Below are 19,296 nucleotides of genomic sequence, written 5' to 3' on the forward strand. Positions count from 1 at the left end.
TATCAATTACATTGAAAGGGTGATGACCCTCCCGCTCCGCGCCCACGGAATCTGCTTCGCCTACGACGGTGTCGACGTCCTGCACGACGTCGACGCGGCGCTCGAGCCCGGCGTCGTCACCGCGATCGTGGGCGCGAATGGATCCGGAAAATCGACGCTCGCGGAGATCCTCGCGGGCGTGCGCGCGCCACGGGCGGGGCGGGTCGAGCGCCCGGGCGACGTGGCGCTCGTCGTGCAGCGCGCGGCGGTGCCCGAGGCGCTGCCGCTCACGGTGCGCGAGGTGGCCCAGATGGGCACGTGGCGGCGCCGGCTGCCCCGCCGAAAGGCGCGCGCCCGGGCCGAGGCGGCGCTCGGGCGGGTGGGGCTGGAGGATCTCGCGCGGCGCTCGTTCCACGCTCTCTCGGGCGGGCAGCGCCAGCGCGCGCTCATCGCGCAGGGCATCGCGCAGGACGCGCCCGTCATGATCCTCGATGAGCCGGCCGCCGGGCTCGACGCCGAAAGCCGCGCGCGCGTCCGGCGGATTCTCGCCGACGAGGCCGCGCGGGGCCGCGCGATCGGGTGGGTCACCCACGACGAGGAGGACGTCCGGGCGGCGGATCGCCTCATCCACCTCGCGGCCGGCCGCCGCGTCGCCTGACGCCCCGCCACCTCCCAGCGCGCGGCCAAATAGGATGGGGTCATCCCGCCTGAGAACCGTGAGGATCCCATGCCCGTGCGCTTCACCTCGCCGGCCGCCGATCGCGCCGTCGTCCTCCTCCGCGCTCTCCTCGCGGGCGCCGCGGCGCTCGTGGTCACCTTCGTGCAGGACCGCACGCCCGGGTTCGCGCTCGCCGCGTTCCAGATCTTTGCGTATGCGACCGCCGTGCTGCTGTTCGCCGACGCGCTCTTCGTGCGCGGGCGCCGCTCGCCCGCGCTGTCGCGGGTCCTCGCCGCTCTCTACCTCATCGCGGGGGCGCTGTGCACGCTCCTGCCGGGCGACCCCGCCGCGGTGTTCCACATCGTCGTCGTCGGCTGGGCCGCGGCCGCCGGCGCCGTCGAGCTGATCGCGGGCATCGCCGCCCGCGGCCGGCGCCCGAGCCCCGAGGCGCGCGACGCGATCGCGGTCGGCGGTCTCACGGTGCTCCTCGCGGCCGTCTCCCTCGTCGTCTCGCCCGGGTACGCGCTCGAGTACGCGATCGAGGAGGCGGGGCGCTCGTTCACCCTGACCGGGACCATCATCGGCGTGGGGCTCTTCGGCGGCTGGGCCGCCCTCGTCGCCGTGTACCTCGCGATCGGCGCGCTCTCGCCGACGCCGCAGAACAAGCCGCTGTCGAAGGACGCCTGATGACCGAGAAGCAGCCCACCCGCCGCGACCTGATGAAGCCCGTGCAGCTGATCGGGATCGCCCTCGCCGCCGCCCTGTTCGCCGGGTTTGTGACCGCGATGTCGATGGGCGCGTTCACCGGATCCGGCGGCGAGATCGCCCAGTCGGCGTGGCGCATGGCCGCCATCATGGCGGGCATCGTCTTCATTGTCGTGCTGCTCGTGCTCGCGCTCCTGCTCCTCGTCGTGGATCCGCGTGACGTCGCGAAGCCGCACGACGGCCCCGTGCTCCTGCCGAAGGATGACGAGGGCGACGGATCCGCGGACCAGGCGACCAGCGACGCCCCGCGCGAGTAGTTACCGCCCCGGCAGGAGGCGCCGGAGGGCCTCCGACATCTCGTCGAGCGCCGCGATCGCGCGCGACGCGTCGGGGAGGTCGGGCTCGGGCGACCACCGGGCCTCCGCGTCCGTGAGCGGCGCCGCATCGTCGACGATGCCGTCGAGGTCGGTGACCAGCGCGCCCTTGGACGGGTCGCCTCGCAGCTCGGCGCGGATCCGCTCCGCGTCGAGCTCGGCGTCGCTCGCGACGAGGCACGCGTTGCCGAAGCGCAGGCCGCCGAGGGAGGACCCCTGCACGATCAGCGCGACGTGCGGGAACGTCTCGCGCAGGCCCGCGAGCTGGCGCCGCGTGAACTCCAGCGGCGCGCCGGCGACGGAGTTCACGACGAGCCGGCCGCCGGGGGCGAGCGCGCGCCGGGCCGCCCGGGCGGCCTCGACCGAGGAAAAGGCCGGGGGGATCCGTCCGCCCGCAAACACGTCGATCGTCACGAGATCCGCGGATCCGGGATCCGCCGTCTCGAGCGCCGCGCGCGCGTCGGCCTCGCGCACCTCGACGCCCTCCGGCGCGGGGAAGCGCCCCGACGCGAGCGCGACGAGCGCCGGCTCGATCTCCCACACGACCTGGCGGGATCCGGGCCGCCGGTCGGCCACGACACGGGGGACGGTGAGGAGGCCGCCGCCGAGATGCGCGGCCCGAACGGGCGCGCCGCCGCCGATGGCGGCCGACATCCAGCGCGCGTAGGCGAGGACGGGGGCCTGGCCCGGCGGGCCGACGTGCGACTGCGCGACGCCGTCGATCACGAGCGTCCAGCCGCCGTCTCGCGGGCTGAGGCGCGCCACGCGCCCGTCCGCCAGGGTCAGCTCGTTCGCCGCACCATCCTCCACGCCCCGATCCTCGCACGCGCGCGGCGCGCCCCGGCGGGCACTTCTCCCCACCGCGATTCGGCCCCGCGATCGGTAACGTGTTCCCTCGGGCGGATCCGCCGCCCGTGCACCCGGGGGAGGTGGCGCGTGACGACGATCTGGGAGCTCGACGAGGGCGAGCGCGAGATCGAGGGCATCCGCGCCGACGGCACCCCGGATCCCGCCTACGCGGCGGCTCTCGGGATCCTCCCCGCCCCCTACGGTCGCCGGGCGCTCGCGGTCGCGATCGACCTCGCCATCTACGCGCTGGTGCAGCTCCCCTACGCGCTCGGCACGCTGCCGCTCGTCCTGCTCTTCCTCCGCGCCGAGGTGAGCGCCTATGGCTTCCTCACGCACCCCCAGTTCCTCCTTGCGATGATCATGGCCGGCGTGACGGCGGTCCTGACGCTCGCCCTCGCGGTCGTCCAGCTCGTCCTCCACGGCCGCCGCGGGTTCACGATCGGCAAGGCCTCGGTCGGGGTGCGCACCGTTCACGTCGCCACCCTCGAGCGGCCCGGTTTCTGGCGCATCGTGTGGCGGTGCGTGCTCGTGGGCGCGGCCGGGCTCGTGCCGGTGGCGGGCTACGTCGTGATGTTCCTGTCGGTCATGTGGGATCCGGAGCGCCGCGGCCGCGCGTGGCACGACCGCGCCTCGAGCGTCTGGCTCATCGACGTGCGCCACGGCCTGCAGCCCTACGACGACAAGCGCATGCGGATCGCGCGCAAGATGGTGCGCGTGGAGGCGGCGCCCGAGGCGCCGGAGCTGCCGTCCCTCGCGACCCACTCGGGCGCGCCGGAGGCCTACCGCCCCGCGGGCCGGGTGAGCGCGGGCGTGCTCGGGGTGGCGCGCGCGGGCCGCGGCGCCGAGGGGGCCGTGGGGCTCGCCGCCCGGCCGCCGCGGCAGGCGGATCCGCAGGCCCCCGCGATCGTGCTCGGGATGCCCGCCGACCTCACGTCGGCCCCGCCCGCGGCTCCCGCCCCGCGCGCGCCGGAGCCCGCGCCCCGGGTCGATCCGGCCCCGCACGCCGAACCCGCGCCGCGGCCCGCGGAGCCCGCGCCCGCCGCCCGGCCTGACCCGCTCCCCGCCGACCCCGCCCCGGCCGCGCCGGCGTTCCGCCTCGTCCTCGACACGGGCGGCGCGCTCGCGCTCGCGGGCCCGATCCTCGTCGGCCGCGACCCGCAGGGCGACGGCGGCTTCGCAGGCGCGCGGCCCGTCGCGATCCCGGACGACACGCGCTCGATCTCGAAGACGCACGTCGCGCTTGCGCCGCGCGCCGACGGCGTCGAGATCCGCGATCTGGGATCCACGAACGGCACCTCGATCCGCCGCGGCGAGGCCGAGCGGCCCGTGCCGGCCGGCACCTCCGTCCTCGTGCAGCCGGGCGACGTCGTCGCCTTCGGCGACCGCACGATCCGAATCGAGCGCGCGTGATCCTCGCCCGCACGGCCCCTGACCCCCAGCCGAAGGAGGCTGCCGCGTGAAGGTCAAGCTCACCCTGCACCGAACCGGGGTCGACCCCGTCGACATCGTCGTCACCGCCGATTCCACCGCCACCGCGGGAGACGTCGCGCGGCACATCGCCGAGGCCGACCCCGCCCGCACGGTCGCCGCGGGCCCCGACGACACCCTGACGCTCGCCGTCGCGCCGCCCACGGCCGACCGGCTCGAGCCGCTCCAGCCCGACGTCCCGATGGGCGAGGCGCCGATCGGATCCGGGTTCGCCGCGGCGATCCACAACCTCGGCCCGCACCACGCGCGCGCCGTCGACGGCCGCCAGGTCGTGGCCGTCCTCCGCGCGATCGACGGCCCGCTCCAGGGCCAGGACTTCCCCGTCCCGTACGGCCACTCCTTCATCGGCCGCGGCGGCTCGAACGACGTCACGCTGCCGGATCCGATGGTCTCGGCCCGCCACGCGCGCCTCGAGGTCTCGAGCTTCATCGAGGTCGTCGACCTCAACTCCGCCAACGGCGTCGTCGTCGACGGCTCGCCCGTCCAGCGCGTGCGCCTCGAGGCGGGCCAGCCGTTCGTGATCGGCGGATCCACGCTCGTGTTGTTCTTTTCCGCCGAATACGACGCGGAGGCCGCGGACCCCGTGCTCGAGCGCGGCGGCGGCCTGCGGTTCAACCGCAGCCCGCGCGTCGAGGTGCGCTACCCGGGCGTGGAACACACGCCGCCGCGGATGCCGACGGAGATGCTGTCGAAGATCTTCCCCTGGACGATCCTCGTCGCGCCGATCATCATGGCGCTGTCGATCTACTTCCTCACCGAGCGGCCGCGCGCGCTCCTGCTCATCTTCATGACCCCGCTCATGGCGCTCGGGAACTTCGTGAACCAGCGCATGCAGGCGAAGAACAAGCGCAACCACGAGCTGCAGCTGTTCGAGCGCCAGTTCGAGTCGCTCGAGGAGACGTTCTACCTCGAGAAGCCGGAGGAGGAGCGCGCGCGCAACGAGGAGGTCCCGCCCGTCGCGGAGGTCTTCGAGCACGCCATGCGCCTCGGACCGCTGCTCTGGACCAGGCGGCCCGAGCACTGGAACTTCCTCGCGGTGCGGCTCGGCACGTGCACGGCGCCCTCGCGCAACGGGATCCGCGAGCAGGAGACGCAGGACGGCCTGCCCGAGTACATCGCGCGCGTCGACCGGCTGCGCGAGCGCTACCGCGACGTGCACGCCGTGCCCGTGCTCGAGTCGTTCCCGGCGGCGGGGTCGATCGGCGTCGCCGGGCCCGAGGCGCTCGCGGCGGACGCGATGCGCGGCCTGGCCGTGCAGGTGTTCGGCCTGCACGCCCCGAACGAGGTCGTGACCGTCGCGTTCGCCGACGCCGAGTGGGTCGCGCAGCTCGAGTGGATCAAGTGGCTGCCGCACACCTCCACGGAGACGAGCCCGTTTCGCGACCTCCCGCTCGCCGACACGGAGCCGACGGCCAACGCGCTGCTCAGCTCGCTCGAGGAGTACGTCTCGCGCCTCGTGAAGGCGCCGTCGCACCGCGGCCCCTTCTCCGAGACCTGGAACCCCATGCGGTACGGCACCGACGTGCACCGCGCGGGCGAGGAGACGGACGCGAAGAAGCGGATCTCGGTGGTCGTCTTCGTCACGAACGACGCCCCCGTCGACCGCGCGCGGCTCACGCAGGTGCTCGAGCTCGGCGCCGACGTCGGCGTGCACGCCGTGTTCGTCTCGCCGACGGTCGAGTCGCTGCCGGCGGCCTGCCGCAGCTACATGGACGTCAGCAACGGCCTCGACGACGTCACCGTGGGCATCGTCCGTTCGGGCGAGACCTACCCGCACGCGCGCGTCGAGGGCGTCTCGGGCGCGTACATGGACATGCTCGCCAAGCGCCTCGCGCCGGTCGTCGACGCCTCCACCGTGGTGCACGACGAGTCCGACATCCCCGGATCCGTCATGTTCCTGTCGCTCGTGGGGACCGATATCGCGGAGGATCCGCAGGCCGTCGTCGACCGCTGGCGGCAGAACAACACGATCATCGACCGCTCCGACGCCGAGCGGCCGCGCTTGAAGAAGGCGGGCAACCTCCGCGCGATCGTCGGCCAGGGCGCGAGCGATGCGATGACCCTCGACCTGCGCGCCCAGGGGCCGCACGCCCTCGTCGGCGGCACGACGGGCGCCGGCAAGTCCGAGTTCCTGCAGGCGTGGGTCCTCGGCATCGCCAGCGCGCACAGCCCCGATCGCGTCACCTTCCTGTTCGTCGACTACAAGGGCGGATCCGCGTTCGCCGACTGCGTCGAGCTGCCGCACTGCGTGGGGCTCGTGACCGACCTGAGCCCGCACCTCGTGCGCCGCGCGCTGACGAGCCTGCGCGCCGAGCTGCACTACCGCGAGCACCTGTTCAACCGGAAGAAGGCCAAGGACCTCCTGGAGCTCGAGAAGCGCCAGGACCCGGAGACCCCGCCCGCGCTCGTGCTCGTGATCGACGAGTTCGCGGCGCTCGCGGGCGAGGTGCCCGAGTTCGTCGACGGGGTCGTGGACATCGCCCAGCGCGGCCGCTCGCTCGGCATCCACCTCATCATGGCCACGCAGCGCCCGGCCGGCGTGATCAAGGACAACCTCCGCGCGAACACGAACCTCCGCGTCGCGCTGCGCATGGCCGACGAGGCCGACTCGAAGGACGTCGTCGACGACCCCGTGGCCGCGTCCTTCCCGCCGTCCCTCCCGGGGCGTGGGATCGCGAAGACCGGCCCCGGCCGCCTGACGCCGTTCCAGTCCGCGTACGCGGGCGGGTGGACGCGCACGGACGAGGGCGCGACGGCCGAGGTCAAGGCCGCCGAGCTGCGCTTCGGTTCCATCCACGAGTGGGAGCCCGCGCGGCCGGCCGAGAGCGACGCGCACGACGAGGATCTCGGGCCGAACGACCAAAAGCGCGTCGTGCGAACGATCATCCGCGCGCACGAGAGGGCCGGCCTCGTCACGCCCCGCCGGCCGTGGCTCGACGACCTGGCCGAGGTCATCGACCTCGCCGACCTGCCGCTGGAGGGCGACGGGCGGATCCCGCTGGGCCTCGCCGACCTCCCGGAGCGCCAGCAGCAGCTCGCGACCTGGTTCGCGCCGGATCGCGACGGCTCGCTCCTTGTGTTCGGCACCTCGGGCGCGGGCAAGTCCACCGTGCTCAAGTCGATCGCGACCGCCGCCGGCATGCGGCCGGAGCTCGGATCCGCCCAGGTGTACGGCCTCGACTTCGCCTCGGGCGCCCTCGGCGTGCTCGAGAAGCTCCCGCACGTCGGCTCCATCGTCGACGGCGAGGACGCGGAGCGGATCCAGCGCCTCCTGCGCACCCTCGGGCGCGAGCTCGACCGGCGCGGCGAGGCGTTTGCGGCCGCGCATGCCTCGAACCTGTCGGAGTACCGCGACCTCGTGGATCCGTCCCTGCCGCGCATCTTCCTGCTCGTGGACAACTTCCCCGAGTTCAAGAAGGAGTGGGAGATCACGTCGGCGCGCGCGCCGTTCTACCGCGAGTTCATGCGGATCCTCGGCGAGGGCCGGCCGCTCGGCGTGCACGCCGTCATCACGGCGGATCGCGGCGGCGCGGTGCCGACGGCGGTCGCCTCGAACATCTCGCGGCGCGTGATTCTGCGCCTGAGCGACGTCAACCAGTACACGCTGCTCGGCGCCGACAAGGACGTGCTCACCGACCAGTCGCCCCCCGGGCGCGCGATCGTCGACCGGAGCGAGGTGCAGATGGCGGTCCTCGGGGGCACGTCGAACACCTCCGAGCAGGCCAAGCGCCTCGACCAGCTCGCGGCGCGGCTGCGCGAGGAGGGCGCCCGCGAGGCGCCCGCTATCGGATCCCTCCCGACCGACATCGACATCCGTGAGCTTCCCGCGACCGCGGGCGGCCAGCCCGTATTCGGCGTCGCGGACGACACGCTGGAGGCGCGCGGCTTCGACCCCGCGGGGTCCTTCATCGTCACGGGGCCGCCGTCGTCGGGAAAGACGAACGCGCTCAAGTCGCTCATCATCGCGATGGAGCGCTTCGACCCAGAGGTGAAGCTGTTCCACTTCGGCACCCGGCGCACGGAGCTCAACGAATTCCGCCCGTGGGTGCGCAGCGCCACGCGCGGCGACGACGAAAAGGAGCTCGCCACCGAGCTGGCCGAGATCGTCGCGGACGAGACGATCCCGTTCCGGATCCTCGTCGTCTGCGAGGACATGCCGCACCTGGCCGACGGGCCCGCAGATCGCCCCATGCGCGCGCTGCTGAAGGCCATCGGGGAGAGCGACCACATGCTCATCGGCGACGCCGACGTCACGCGCGCGGGTGGCGGATCCGGCGTCATGGGCGAGTGGAAGGCGGGGCGCCAGGGCATCGCCCTCAAGCCCGACGCCTACGACGGCGACACGCTCTTCAAGGTGCCGTTCGGCCGCGTCAAGCGCGCGGACTTCCCCGAGGGGCGCGGCATGTTCGTGCAGGCGGGGCGCGCCGTGCTCCTGCAGATGCCGGTCGCGCACGACGAGCAGCCCGCGCCCGCCGGCGAGTTCCGGCTGCCGGAGCGCGCGCCCGAGCCGGCTCCGGCGCCGTCCGCGGAGACGACGCCCGCGCCGCCCGCGGGCCTGGCCGACGCCGACGCCCGCGCCGCGCGCCGGGCCCGCCGCGAAGCGCGCCTCGCGGCCCAGCGCGCGGAGGAGGAACGGGCCGCGGGCCCGCAGTCGTGACGCGGCCGGGCAGTTCTGCCCATTGGCGGCCGGGCGCGCGTCTCGTACCGTTCTGGGTAGATGGACGTCGCGCACGAGGCGGGCACGTCGCGGCACGCTTCATCGACAGTTTGAACAGACGGCACGGGGGACAGCATGGCTTACGACTTCTTCATCCCGCTCGAGGATCTCGAGAGCATCAAGGAGAAGCTCACCGACATCACCGAGGAGTTCGCCGACGCGGTCAACCGCTCGGAGGACCTCGAGGACGAGATCGGCAAGCCGTTCGGCCGGGGCGATCTCAAGGACCGGGTGGAGGACTTCGAGACGCGGTGGGACATCAAGCGCGACAACCTGGCCGAGCAGCTGGGCGGGGTACTCGAACACCTGACGGCCGTCATCGATAACACGGACCAGTTCGACGCGGACGCCGCGATCGCACTGACACCTGAGGAGAGCTGATGGGACTTTTCGGCGGAATGGATTCGTCCCCGCGAGGACGAAGCATCGAGAAGATCGAGGGGAACCCGTTTGCGATCGAGCAGCGGGGAAACGCCATCACGAGCCTCGGCGAGAAGATGAGCGAGTCGGCGACCGTGCTCGAGGTCATCAGCACGCGCGCCGAGGGCGGCCAGGGGAAGGCGATCGACAAGCTGCGCGAGACGATCGGTGACTCGTACGCCACGCTGCGCGAGGCCGGCGACCTCTACACCCCGGTGGGGCCGGTCATCGCCGCGTACGGCGTCGCGCTCGCGGACGTGAAGTACGCCCTGAACGGCACCGTCGACGAGTGCGAGGGGCTTTGGCAGACCTACGATTCGCTCCCCGGGAGCGTGGATCCCCGCGGCACCGGCGGGCTCTTCCAGCCCGACGAGGGCTCTCCCGAGGCGCAGGCGCAGGCCGAGGAGGACCAGGCGAAGAAGGACGCCTACGAGGCATGGGAGGCCGAGGCCGAGGCGTTCGACGGGTACTACGACACGTGGGAAGAGGCCTTCGACACGGCCGTCAGCGGGATCACCGACGAGATGGCCGGCGAGATCGAGGACGGCGGCTGGCGCACCTTCTTCAAGGTGTTCGGCGACGTGCTCGGCTGGGTCGGCCTCGCCGTCGGGATCGTCGCCCTCTTCGTCGGCGGCCCGGTCATCGCAATCATCGCCGCGGTGGTGTCGGTGGCCGCGCTCGTCGTCGCGATCGTGCAGGCCGTCGACCCGCACAACAAGGCGGGGTGGGGCGGCGTCGCCTGGGCGCTCGTCGACTTCGTGCCCTTCGGCAAGCTCGGCCGGCTCGGCCGCCAGCTCCCCGACGGGGCCGCTAACAAAATCGACGACCTGTTCACCGGCAACCCGCTGAACCCGACGACCTACACGAAGGCGTTCGATGAGCTTGCAGAGGGGGCGAAGCCGTTCACGTTCAACGGATGGGGCGGCTCCTTCGTCAAGGCGCTCACGGGGAATACCCCGGACGGCTGGACCAAGACGATCGACGATTACACGGCATTGGATGTGGGAGACGCGGGTTTCTTCCGGTCGCTGGGGGAGGGATTCCTGCACGGCGCGAAGATGACCCCGGGGATCCTCCTCGAGACGACGACGACGGTCGCCGACAACGCCGTGAGCTGGTGGGGTCGCGTCGAAAAGGCCACGCAGGGCGAGTCGCCGAAGAGCCAGTACCCCTGGCTCAACTTCCTCTGAGAGGCTGGGGAGATGTCCGTCGAAAAGCAACCGAACGCGGTGGCCTACGCGCGGCGCGTCGAGAGCCGCGCCCACGTCCGCCTCTCGGAGATCGAGGAGAACATCGCGAACGAGGCCTTCGACGGCCGGTCGCCGACGCGCCGGGCGCACAACCTCAGAATCGTCGCGGCAATCTTGTCGATTTTCACATTCGGGGCGTTCGCGACAATCGGCCCGCAGGGTGCCATCCCGGGGATCATGGGGTCCACGGGGCTCAGCTCGGCGCCCATGGACGACGACGTGCGCGACATCCTCATGCCCCTGAGCTTCGCGATGGGCATCGTCGGCCTCACGCTCTTCTTCCTCGCGTGGGTGCGGGGAGGCCGGAGCCGGGACCACATGGCGATCGTCGGGTCCGTCATCGCGCTCCTGACCAGCGCGGGGATCCTGAACTGGTACTTCTCCGGTGAGGGCGAGGGCGTGTTGTCGTTCGTGCTCGCCTGCCTCACCATCGTGCTGGCGCTCGTGGTGCTTGTCTCGCACGCCCTTCTTTCGCAGGGTCCCCCCGTCGAGATCGCGCGCCATCATCAGGTGGCGAATATGCTCCGGGAGCTGCCCGAGGACGAGCAGAGCCGCGCCCTCGACGTGCGCGCGCAGGCGTTGCAGGTTCTTCGGGACCGCGGATTCATCGATCAGACGACGCAGGCGCGAGCGCTCGACCTGCCGCTGGGCGACCTGTGGACGATGCGGCGCACGCGCCGAGGGAAGATTCGCGCATGACCGAGGCTCCTCGGCGGCGGGTCGCGACCATGAACGTGTCGACGACGGACCCGGGGTGGCTCATGATCCCGGACGACCTGGACGCCGCGGAGCGCGCCGCCTGGCCCGGTGAGGTGGCCGCGCGCATTCTCGAGGCGTGGTCCGGCACCGACACGACGGCGAGCGCGGAGGTGCTCGAGCACATGTTGCACGCCTCGCTCGAGGTGCGCGGAGCGGACGACTTCGTGTTCGAGGTCTGGCCGTTCGCGGCCGCGATCCGGAGCCGCGTGCGCATGAACCGCGTCGCGGTCGACGAGATTCCCGCCTGGGAGGACCTCGGATACACGGTCATGCCGTACGAGTCGCTGTCCATGGGCGACGGCTATATCGCGACCGGGTCGAGCGCCGCGGCGCTCGGGGACGAATCGACGACGATGTTCCGGAGCGCCGTGGTGTTCGCGGATGCCGAGATGGCCGTCGTGGTGTTCGTCGAGCCCACCCCGGAGGCGCTCTACCTCTCGACGCTCGTGGGCTTGCAGGGGGTCGTCGACTCGATCGAGATCGACTTTGCCGACGGCAGCCGCTTCCGCGCGACGCCGCCCGCGCGCTTCGTGACGGATCGCGACGCGGAGTGGCCGGACGGCGCGGAGGGTGCCGCGTGAGTGGGATGTCCCTGCGCGAGGAGCTCGGCGCGAGGCCGGACCCCGAGTTCGAGCTGCGGCTGCCGGACGGATGGGTGCGACGATCGCCCGACGACACCACCGAGCGCGAGTTCGAACGCGCGATCCGCGCTCGCGCGATGGCGCACGGTATGCCCGACATGATGGCGACCGGCGGCCAGCTGCTTCGTGACGCGTTCTCGCAGATGAGGGAACATCGCGTCGTCGCGATGTTCCTGCCCTTCAACGACGACGATCGCGGGTACTTCCCCGTGCCCATGTCGGTCCTCGCCACCGTCCGGCACGGTCGCCCCGACCAGACGCTCGACGCCTACGTGCGGCACCTCATCGCCCACGAAGGCGGGACCCCGCTTCTCGAGGACAAGCGCGTCGTGCGGGTCGAGCGCGAGGAACGTCAGACGCACGACGGCGCGGAGATCGTCGTCGCGACCACCCTCTACGTCACGCCCATCCCCGGCACGCGCCGCCAGCGCGCCCTCGAGCTCGCGGCGACCTACGGCCGGCCCGCGACCATGCACCGCGAAGACCCGCAGATCGAGACGGTCCACGGCCTCTTCGACATGATGGTGTCCACGCTGCGCTGGGTGCCGCCGCGGACGCACTGAGGACCGCAGCACCGCCGCGAACCCGAAGAGAGGACGGTCGACCGTGAGGGAACGGCAGACCATCGACACCTGGGCGCGCGAGGAGCCGTTCACCGATCCCGTCGACCTCGGCGCCGTCGAGCGCGCCGTCCTCGCGCGGCCGCTCCCCGACGAGGGATCGCGCGACCACCCGGCGACGGGCCGCGGCGCGCGCACCGTCGCGGCGTCGATCCTCGTCGTCCTCGGCGCGATCGCGCCCGCGGGCGGCGTTGCGCTCGCCGCCGCTGCGAGCGCGACGCGTTCGGAGGCGCTCGCGGGGATGTCGGGCAGCGTCGCCCTGGTCTGGGCCGCCATCATCGCGGTGCCCCTGCTCATGTGGTGGGTCGTGTTCGACCGCCACGCCACGGGCGGGATCCGGGGCTTCGCCGTTCTCGCTCCCGCGCTCTCGATCGCGGCGCTCGCAGTGGCGCTCGGGTCCTCCTGGGATCTCACCCTTCTGTACTTCTGGGCGGCCATCGCCGCAGTGGTCCTGGGCGTCGTGCTCGCCGTGTGCGTTTTTGCCGTGTCGAAGCCTGGACCGCCGCCGTCCGCGGTGCCCGGGGATCCGAACGACGTCGAGCAGGCCGCGCGCCTCAAGCAGCGCACGATCGTGCTCCACGTGCTGCGCTCGCGGGGCTTGGTCTCCGATGAGCTGTACCTGCGGGCGATCAACGCGCCTCTGGGCTCCTGGGGCGGCCTCGACCGCGCCTGACGCGGATCCGTGCGGGAAGGCGCCCACACCGCATGGGCACTTCTCCCCATCGCGGATCCGCCCGCCCGCGCATAGGTTGTTCTCAGGCGGCCCGATCGGGCTGCCGAATCCACGACCTGGGGGCAGATACCGATGAGCGATTTCGGCGCAACATACGACGAGATGGAGTCGACGGCCACGAAGCTGGACGACGGCAAGGAGTCGATCGACTCGCTGCTGGACGAGCTGCAGGGCCACGTCGACGACCTCGTCGAGGACGGGTTCAAGACGGAGAAGGCGTCGGGCAAGTTCCGCGACGGCTACGAGGACCTCACGAACGGCATGAAGGAGGCCGCGGACGGCGTGACCGACATGGCCACGGCGCTGCGCGACATGGCGCAGGCGATCCGCGACCTCGACGACCAGCTCGCCGGCGGCTGAACCGCCGCACGCGTCGCGGCGAGACGGTTGCCGTCTCGCCGTGACCTGTTTCGTCGCCGAGGGGGAGGACGTTTTCGATGCCTGATGTCGTCATCAGCTACGCCACGCTCGAGAGCCTGATCGAGAAGCTCTCGGGCATGATCACCGAGCTGGACACGGGAAGCAAGGGCAGCGCGCTGCGCAGCGCCATCGGCGAGCCCTTCGGGCGCTCGGAGCTGACCGACCGCGCGGAGGAGACCGAGGACCGCTGGAACGACAAGCGCGAGTCGCTCGTGAAAGACCTCACCTCGATCCGCGACTTCTCGCAGGAGATCCACGACGGGTACGCGCAGTTCGACGACGAGGCCGCCGCGCAGTTCGAGGCCGGGGCCGACGTGCCCGGCAATGCCGATTACTGATCGTTCGGGGGAGCGAGAAGATGTCTGATATGTGCTGGGGCCCCGGCTCCTACGTCACCTGGCCGACGAGCCCCGAGGGGCGGCGGATCGCGCAGTTCGCGCCGTCGGCGAGCGACGTGGTCGCGGCCGCGCAGGAGATGGTGGACATCGCCCTCGACATGACCTCCGCCTCGCGCACGCTGCAGGCGGTGGCCGAGAGTGAGGACGGGCAGCAGGGTCAGGCCGTCGACAAGCTGCGCGCGCTCGTCGGCGACACCTGGGAGATCCTCGGACAGTCCGGGTCGATGTATTACGCGACGGCCTCGGCGATCCGCACGTACGGGCGGACCCTGGAGAACAGCGTCGCCGAGGACATCGACAGCGCCTACACGCTGGCGTCCGAGAAGTGGGAGGCGTACGACACGCTCCCGGGCGACCGCGACGGCGACCTCACCGCCTCGCCGTCCGACGACGACCCGAACGCCGCGGGGGACGCGCAGGACAACCGCGAGAAGTACGACGCGTTCCAGGAGTGGATGAACGCGGCGAACGCGTGGGACGCCTGCTACAACGATTGGGAAGACGCCTGGAACACGGCGATCGACGCGATCGAGGACGCGCACGAGGACGGCCCGGCCGACGGGTGGAACGAGTTCTTCGGCGACTTCCTCGAGATCGCCTACATCGTCCTGACGATCGCCGCGCTCGTCGTCGGCATCGTCGCGATCTTCGTCACGGGCCCCTTCATCCTCGCGCTCGGCGCGATCATCGGCGGGCTGATCGCGGTGATCTCCATCGTGCGCTACACGCGGGGCGAGACGGATCTCCAGACGATGCTGATCGACATCGCCTGCGCGATCCCGGTCGGGTACATCGGCAAGGGCATCGCGCTCCTCGACCTCCCCGCGCTCACGCGCCTCGGGAGCGGCGCCGCGAACCTCGTCGGCGACGCCGCGGGGGCGCTCCTCCCGCGCATCGGGCCCATGGCCGGGTGGGCCGACGACGTCTCGCGCGGCGTGTTCCGCGGGCTGTCGCCCTATCTCGCCGGCCTCGGCGCGCTCGATCTGCCTTCCGTCGGTCAGACGATCCAGGGCGTCGACAGCCTCCTGAACCTCGTTCGCACGAAGCTCGCCGCCGACTCGACGGCGGGCGTGATCGCCGGTGAGTGACGCGGCCGGCGCGCGCGCCGTGCTCCAGATCGACCCGCGCGGGACCTCGTGGGCCCTCGTGCCGCACACCGCGGATGCCGCGCGCCGCGCGGAGTGGCCGGAGGAGATCCTGTCGGCGTTGGCGGCCCGCTGGGGAGTGACCGGCCAGCGTGCCGCGGAGCTCGCCCCCGAGGCCGTCGTGCGCGCGATGATCGAGGCGGATCCGGGGGGCGTGCTCGCCGAGGTCGTCGACTGGCCCGTTCCCGGCGAGTGGCCGATCCGCGTGAGCTTCTCGCTCGCCGCGCCCGGCGGCGGGCGGGATCTGCGCGCTCGCGGCTACGCGGCAGCGCCGTGCACGAGTGCCGCGCTCGGCGCCGGCACGCAGTACACCCGGCGCTCGCCCACGGAGGAGGTCGGCCGCGAGGACGCACTGGACGGCGTCGTCGTGTTCGATCGCGGCGACGCCACGCTCGTGGCGCGGATCCATCCGGCGCCCCTCGCGGTATACCTCCAGGCCGCACCCGCGCTGGCGGCGCTTCTGGACACCGTGCGGCTCACGGATGCGGCCGGGCGGGATTTCTCTGTCTCCGACCCCGGCGCCGTGACGGTGGCCAACAGCGATCTCTGGGCGGTCGAGGACGCGTCGGGAGGCGCAGATGACTAACGCGCGGGAATCCCTGCGCGCGGCGCTGGGGGCGACGCCCGATCCGGAGTTCGAGCTGACGCTCCCGCGCGGGTGGGAACGGTCCGAACCCTCGCCGGAGGCAGAGGCGGCGCTCGAGAAGCGCCTCAGCCGGCGATTCATGGAACACGGATCCCCCGACGGCATGCGCGCGTTCGTCCAGCTCCGGGGCATGCTGCGTCAGTCCATGACCGACATGCGCGCCCAGCACGTCGTGGCCTATTTCGCCCCCACGGGGGAGCGAAGCGACGTCGCGTTCCCCGTGCCGGCGTCCATCGTCGCCACGATCCGCTCCGCTCCCACGACGGAGGAGATGGACGGATACGTCAAGCGCCTCATCGTCTCCGAGGGCGCGCGCCCGATGGAGGCAAACCGGTCGATCCTGCGGTTCGAGCGCGAGCGGATCCGTGAGGAAAAGGGGGAGCGGATCGTGTTGAGTTCCACCGTCTACGCGACTCCGATCCCCGGCTCGCGCCGGCGGCGGGCGCTCGAGCTCGTCGCGGGCTACGGCCGCCCCGAGGACATCCCGCGCGACGACGAGACGATCCGCGCCGCGCACGCGTTTCTCGACCTCATGGTCAGCACGCTGCGGTGGCGTCGACCCGACACCGTGGGAGGTGGCCATGCAGGATAGTGCGGTGGAGACTCCGATCGATGTGACCGCGTTTACGGCGCCCGTGACGCGTGAGGAGGCGCGCGCGGCAGATAGCGGTTCTGCGTCCGCCGGGATCGAGGATTCGTCCCGGCGCGAGCTGATGTGGATGCTGCTCGGCGTGTGCGGCGTCCTCCTCGTGGTCGGCGTCGTCATGGCTATCGTGCAGCGCGCATGGTGGCCTGTGTGGGGGATGCCCGGCGGGATCGGGATCGTGGGCGCGATCATCCCCGTCCTGGAACTGCGGCGATCCTCCCCGGCGCGCGCGCTGCGGATGGAGCGCTTCGCCGCCGACAACGGTTTCTCCTTCGCGCGCCGCAAGGCGGGGGCGGGGTACCGCGGCGCCGCCTTCACGCACGGCCGCGACCACGCCCGGAGCCTCGTCGTGTCGACCCGGCGCCGCGGGCGTCCCGTCGAGATCGGCAACCTGCGCTTCACGGAGGGCGGGCCGCGCACGTTCGTGCGCCAATGCGGTTACGTCGCCCTCCGCGTGACGGGGAGTCTGCCGCACATCGTCGTCGAGGCCGGACACCGTCGGCAGGTTACGCAGCGACGAATGCCGCTGCCGCCCCACGCCTCGCAGGTCGTGGACGTCGGCGCGGGCCGTGCCTTCACGGTCTACGCGGCCGAGGGCGCGGAGGACGTGGCGCGGGCGCTCTTCGACGCGGAGAATCGCGAGCGCTTCCGGCGCCTGGCGCGATGGTTCGACGTCGAGTTCGTGGAGGACACCATGCTCCTCACGTCCCGTCGCCTGGCGTCCCGCCCGGATCCGGCGTGGTGGACGGAGATGATGGGCCTCGTCGACGACGTCGCCGCGTCCGTCTCGACCTGGCCGGTCTGGGCGACGGCGCGGGAGAGGTCCCGCTCCGGATCCACGCCCGCGCTCCGCGTCTCGCGCTGGCGCCAATCGAAGGTCGGCGTCATCGCGCTCGCGGTGACTCTGCCCGTCGCCACGGCAATCGCGCTCGTCGTCACCGACAACCTGCCGTGGTGACGGCGCCGCGGGCAGAACTGCCCATCGGCGCGGGGCGCGCGTGCGCATAGGCTGGCGGGGTGAGGGCCGTGCGTCGAGCGATGTCAGGTGCCGCGGCCATCGCCGCGGCGTGTGCGCTGGCGGCCTGCGGCGGGGTGGCCGCCCCCGGAACCGTCGTGGCGGGATCCGTCGCCACCGTCGCCTGGGAGGGCCCGCTCACGACCCTAAACCCGGCCGTCGCCGCCGAGCGGACGGCCGGCGATCTCGACGTGGCCGCGCTGACGCGGGCGCGATTCGCGACCGTCGAATCGGGCGCGCTCGTCGCGAACGAGGACTTCGGCCAGGTCACGATCGAAGAGGAGTCGGCCGGCGGCCTGGTCGTCTCTTATGACCTCGCGGAGCCCGTGTGGTCGGACGGCATCGCGCTCGACGCCGCCGACCTGATGCTCGCATGGGCGGCGGGATCCGGGGGGCTCCGCGCCGCGACCGACGTCGAGTTCGCCGCGGCCGACACGGGGCTCGCGCTGTCCGAGGAGGTCCCGGCATACGACGAGTTCGCGCGGCGCATCGAGGTGACCTACACGGAGCCGGTGATCGACTGGCAGACGGCCATCGACGTCGCGGTCCCGGCCCACGTCGTGGGCCAGCGCGCCCTCGGCATCGACGACCCGATGGCCGCGAAGACCGCCGTCATCGAGGCGATCACCGGGCGCGACGCCGCCGCGCTCGAGCAGATCGCCCAGCTCTGGAACGAGGGCTTTGCAGTCACGGGCAAGGGCGGGCTCGTCGCGGCGGACGAGCTCACGCTCTCCAGCGGGCCATATGCCATCGACGTCATACAGGGCGGACCGGACGAGGAGGGCCAGAAGGTCACCCTCGTCGCCAACCCGCGCTACACCGGCACGCGCACCCCCGCCTACGAGACGCTCGTCCTGCAGCGCGACGCGGAGGAGGATCCGACGGACCTCGGCGACGCCTACGACGTCATGACCGTCCGCCCCACCGACGAGAACTTCGACGCGATCCGGACCCTCGAGCGCACCGACCACGGCGTAAGCATCACGGACCGCGGCGAGCTCTGGACGCTGCTCGCCCGGGTCGACGGGGTCAGCAAGCTCAGCGATCCCGCCGTTCGCGCGGTGTTCCTCCGCGCGTTCGATCGAACGGACGTCACCTCCGCCGCCGCCGGCGCGTGGGAGGACGCGTACCCCGCGGCCTCCGCCGTGCTGTTCGCCCCGGGCGACGAGGGTTACGACATCGCGCAGGAGGACGCCGGCTTCGCGGACGCGTTCCGCCGCACCGGCGAGCCCGCGGAGGAGCGGATCGCCGCGGGGATCCCCGAGAACTCCGCCGTGTGCGTCCTCTACGACAGCACCTCCGCGTTCGCGACGGCCGCGTTCGAGGCGCTCCGCGCGCAGGTCGCCGAGGCGGGCTGGGCGGCCGCCGACTGCGGCAACCCCGACCCGGCCAGCGTCGTCGAGGTCGGCGGGGAGTGGGACGTGCAGATCACGCGGCTGGCGATCCCCGCCACCCCGGCCGAGATCGACGCCGTGTGGGGCACGGGCGGTGCGCTCAACGCGACGGGGGCCACGAGCGATGCGCGCGACGCGCTCATCGACGAGCTCGCGCACACGACGGATCCGTACGCCGCGCGCGACACGCGCGTCGCGATCGAGAAGACGATCGTCGACCAGATGGTCGCCGTGCCGCTCGCGATGGATCCGATCGTCGCGCTCGCGGACACGTCCCTCGAGGCGGTGCTCCCGCGCGGCGGCCGCGTGGCGCCCGTCCTCGGCACGGCGGTCGACTGGCGCCCCGCCGGCGCGCCGGAGCCCGCGCCGACCGAGGAATCGGGCGAGGACGGATCCCTGTTCTGACGCCGGCCTTTGGCACAATGGCAGGTGAACGGGG

The 19,296-nt window shown here is 72.4% G+C and carries 19 protein-coding genes; 18 read left to right on the plus strand and 1 reads right to left on the minus strand.

Translation table 11 applies throughout. From position 1 onward, the window contains the following. Window positions 1–22 precede the first annotated feature (22 nt). The 3 genes from aztA (at window position 23) to G8E01_RS02330 (ending at window position 1,659) form a co-directional block, all read left to right on the plus strand. The gene (gene aztA, locus G8E01_RS02320) at window positions 23–637 is read left to right on the plus strand and encodes a zinc ABC transporter ATP-binding protein AztA (protein WP_166315300.1); all 615 of its coding nucleotides are present in this window, start codon (window positions 23–25) and stop codon (window positions 635–637) included. A 69-nt stretch (window positions 638–706) separates the two neighbouring features. After that, entirely contained in the window at window positions 707–1,324 is a 618-nt protein-coding gene (locus G8E01_RS02325) for an acyl-CoA synthetase (protein ID WP_166315303.1), read from the plus strand. Continuing rightward, the gene (locus G8E01_RS02330; protein ID WP_166315306.1) at window positions 1,324–1,659 is read left to right on the plus strand and encodes an amino acid transporter; all 336 of its coding nucleotides are present in this window, start codon (window positions 1,324–1,326) and stop codon (window positions 1,657–1,659) included. The genes G8E01_RS02325 and G8E01_RS02330 overlap by 1 nt, the downstream gene beginning before the upstream one ends. On the opposite strand, the gene G8E01_RS02335 is transcribed toward G8E01_RS02330, so the two are convergent. After that, window positions 1,660–2,526 (minus strand): fused MFS/spermidine synthase, encoded by an 867-nt coding sequence (locus G8E01_RS02335; RefSeq protein ID WP_166315309.1) that lies wholly within the window; start codon window positions 2,524–2,526, stop codon window positions 1,660–1,662. 126 nt (window positions 2,527–2,652) lie between these two features. On the opposite strand from G8E01_RS02335, the gene G8E01_RS02340 reads away from it, so the two are divergent. The 15 genes from G8E01_RS02340 to G8E01_RS02410 all read left to right on the plus strand — a co-directional run bounded on the left by G8E01_RS02340 (window position 2,653) and on the right by G8E01_RS02410 (window position 19,262). Then, complete coding sequence (locus G8E01_RS02340) at window positions 2,653–3,975, plus strand: RDD family protein (RefSeq protein WP_166315312.1); 1,323 nt, start codon at window positions 2,653–2,655, stop codon at window positions 3,973–3,975. Window positions 3,976–4,021: 46 nt separating this feature from the next. Then, a complete protein-coding gene (locus G8E01_RS02345; protein WP_166315315.1) occupies window positions 4,022–8,710 on the plus strand; it encodes an FtsK/SpoIIIE domain-containing protein in 4,689 nt (1,562 codons plus the stop codon). Between the two features lie 135 nt (window positions 8,711–8,845). Next, window positions 8,846–9,151: a flagellar protein FlgN gene (locus G8E01_RS02350; RefSeq protein WP_166315318.1), complete on the plus strand. Its 306-nt coding sequence runs from the start codon at window positions 8,846–8,848 to the stop codon at window positions 9,149–9,151. Further along, window positions 9,151–10,380 carry a hypothetical protein gene (locus G8E01_RS02355; RefSeq protein ID WP_166315321.1) on the plus strand — a complete coding sequence of 410 codons (1,230 nt, stop codon included), beginning with the start codon at window positions 9,151–9,153 and terminating at the stop codon, window positions 10,378–10,380. Before G8E01_RS02350 ends, G8E01_RS02355 begins: the two co-directional genes overlap by 1 nt. 12 nt (window positions 10,381–10,392) lie before the next feature. After that, window positions 10,393–11,139: a hypothetical protein gene (locus G8E01_RS02360; protein WP_166315324.1), complete on the plus strand. Its 747-nt coding sequence runs from the start codon at window positions 10,393–10,395 to the stop codon at window positions 11,137–11,139. Further along, the gene (locus tag G8E01_RS02365; protein WP_166315327.1) at window positions 11,136–11,780 is read left to right on the plus strand and encodes a hypothetical protein; all 645 of its coding nucleotides are present in this window, start codon (window positions 11,136–11,138) and stop codon (window positions 11,778–11,780) included. Before G8E01_RS02360 ends, G8E01_RS02365 begins: the two co-directional genes overlap by 4 nt. Further along, window positions 11,777–12,403: a protein TPRXL gene (locus tag G8E01_RS02370; protein WP_166315330.1), complete on the plus strand. Its 627-nt coding sequence runs from the start codon at window positions 11,777–11,779 to the stop codon at window positions 12,401–12,403. Before G8E01_RS02365 ends, G8E01_RS02370 begins: the two co-directional genes overlap by 4 nt. A gap of 43 nt (window positions 12,404–12,446) precedes the next feature. Continuing rightward, entirely contained in the window at window positions 12,447–13,133 is a 687-nt protein-coding gene (locus tag G8E01_RS02375) for a hypothetical protein (RefSeq protein WP_166315333.1), read from the plus strand. A gap of 132 nt (window positions 13,134–13,265) precedes the next feature. After that, window positions 13,266–13,553, plus strand: coding sequence for a WXG100 family type VII secretion target (locus G8E01_RS02380; RefSeq protein ID WP_166314820.1), 288 nt, complete (start codon window positions 13,266–13,268; stop codon window positions 13,551–13,553). Between the two features lie 77 nt (window positions 13,554–13,630). After that, window positions 13,631–13,951, plus strand: coding sequence for a hypothetical protein (locus G8E01_RS02385; RefSeq protein WP_166315336.1), 321 nt, complete (start codon window positions 13,631–13,633; stop codon window positions 13,949–13,951). A 20-nt stretch (window positions 13,952–13,971) separates the two neighbouring features. Further along, window positions 13,972–15,099 (plus strand): hypothetical protein, encoded by a 1,128-nt coding sequence (locus G8E01_RS02390; RefSeq protein WP_166315339.1) that lies wholly within the window; start codon window positions 13,972–13,974, stop codon window positions 15,097–15,099. Then, on the plus strand, window positions 15,092–15,742 hold the full coding sequence (locus G8E01_RS02395) for a hypothetical protein (RefSeq protein ID WP_166315342.1): 651 nt from the start codon (window positions 15,092–15,094) through the stop codon (window positions 15,740–15,742). Before G8E01_RS02390 ends, G8E01_RS02395 begins: the two co-directional genes overlap by 8 nt. Further along, entirely contained in the window at window positions 15,735–16,394 is a 660-nt protein-coding gene (locus G8E01_RS02400; RefSeq protein WP_166315345.1) for a protein TPRXL, read from the plus strand. Before G8E01_RS02395 ends, G8E01_RS02400 begins: the two co-directional genes overlap by 8 nt. Window positions 16,395–16,398: 4 nt before the next feature. Then, window positions 16,399–17,406, plus strand: a complete 1,008-nt coding sequence (locus G8E01_RS02405) for a hypothetical protein (RefSeq protein ID WP_166315348.1) — start codon at window positions 16,399–16,401, stop codon at window positions 17,404–17,406. 59 nt (window positions 17,407–17,465) lie between these two features. Continuing rightward, entirely contained in the window at window positions 17,466–19,262 is a 1,797-nt protein-coding gene (locus G8E01_RS02410; protein WP_166315351.1) for a periplasmic substrate-binding domain-containing protein, read from the plus strand. Window positions 19,263–19,296 lie beyond the last annotated feature (34 nt).

Source organism: Microbacterium excoecariae (assembly GCF_011326725.1).
Lineage (GTDB): Bacteria > Actinomycetota > Actinomycetes > Actinomycetales > Microbacteriaceae > Microbacterium > Microbacterium excoecariae.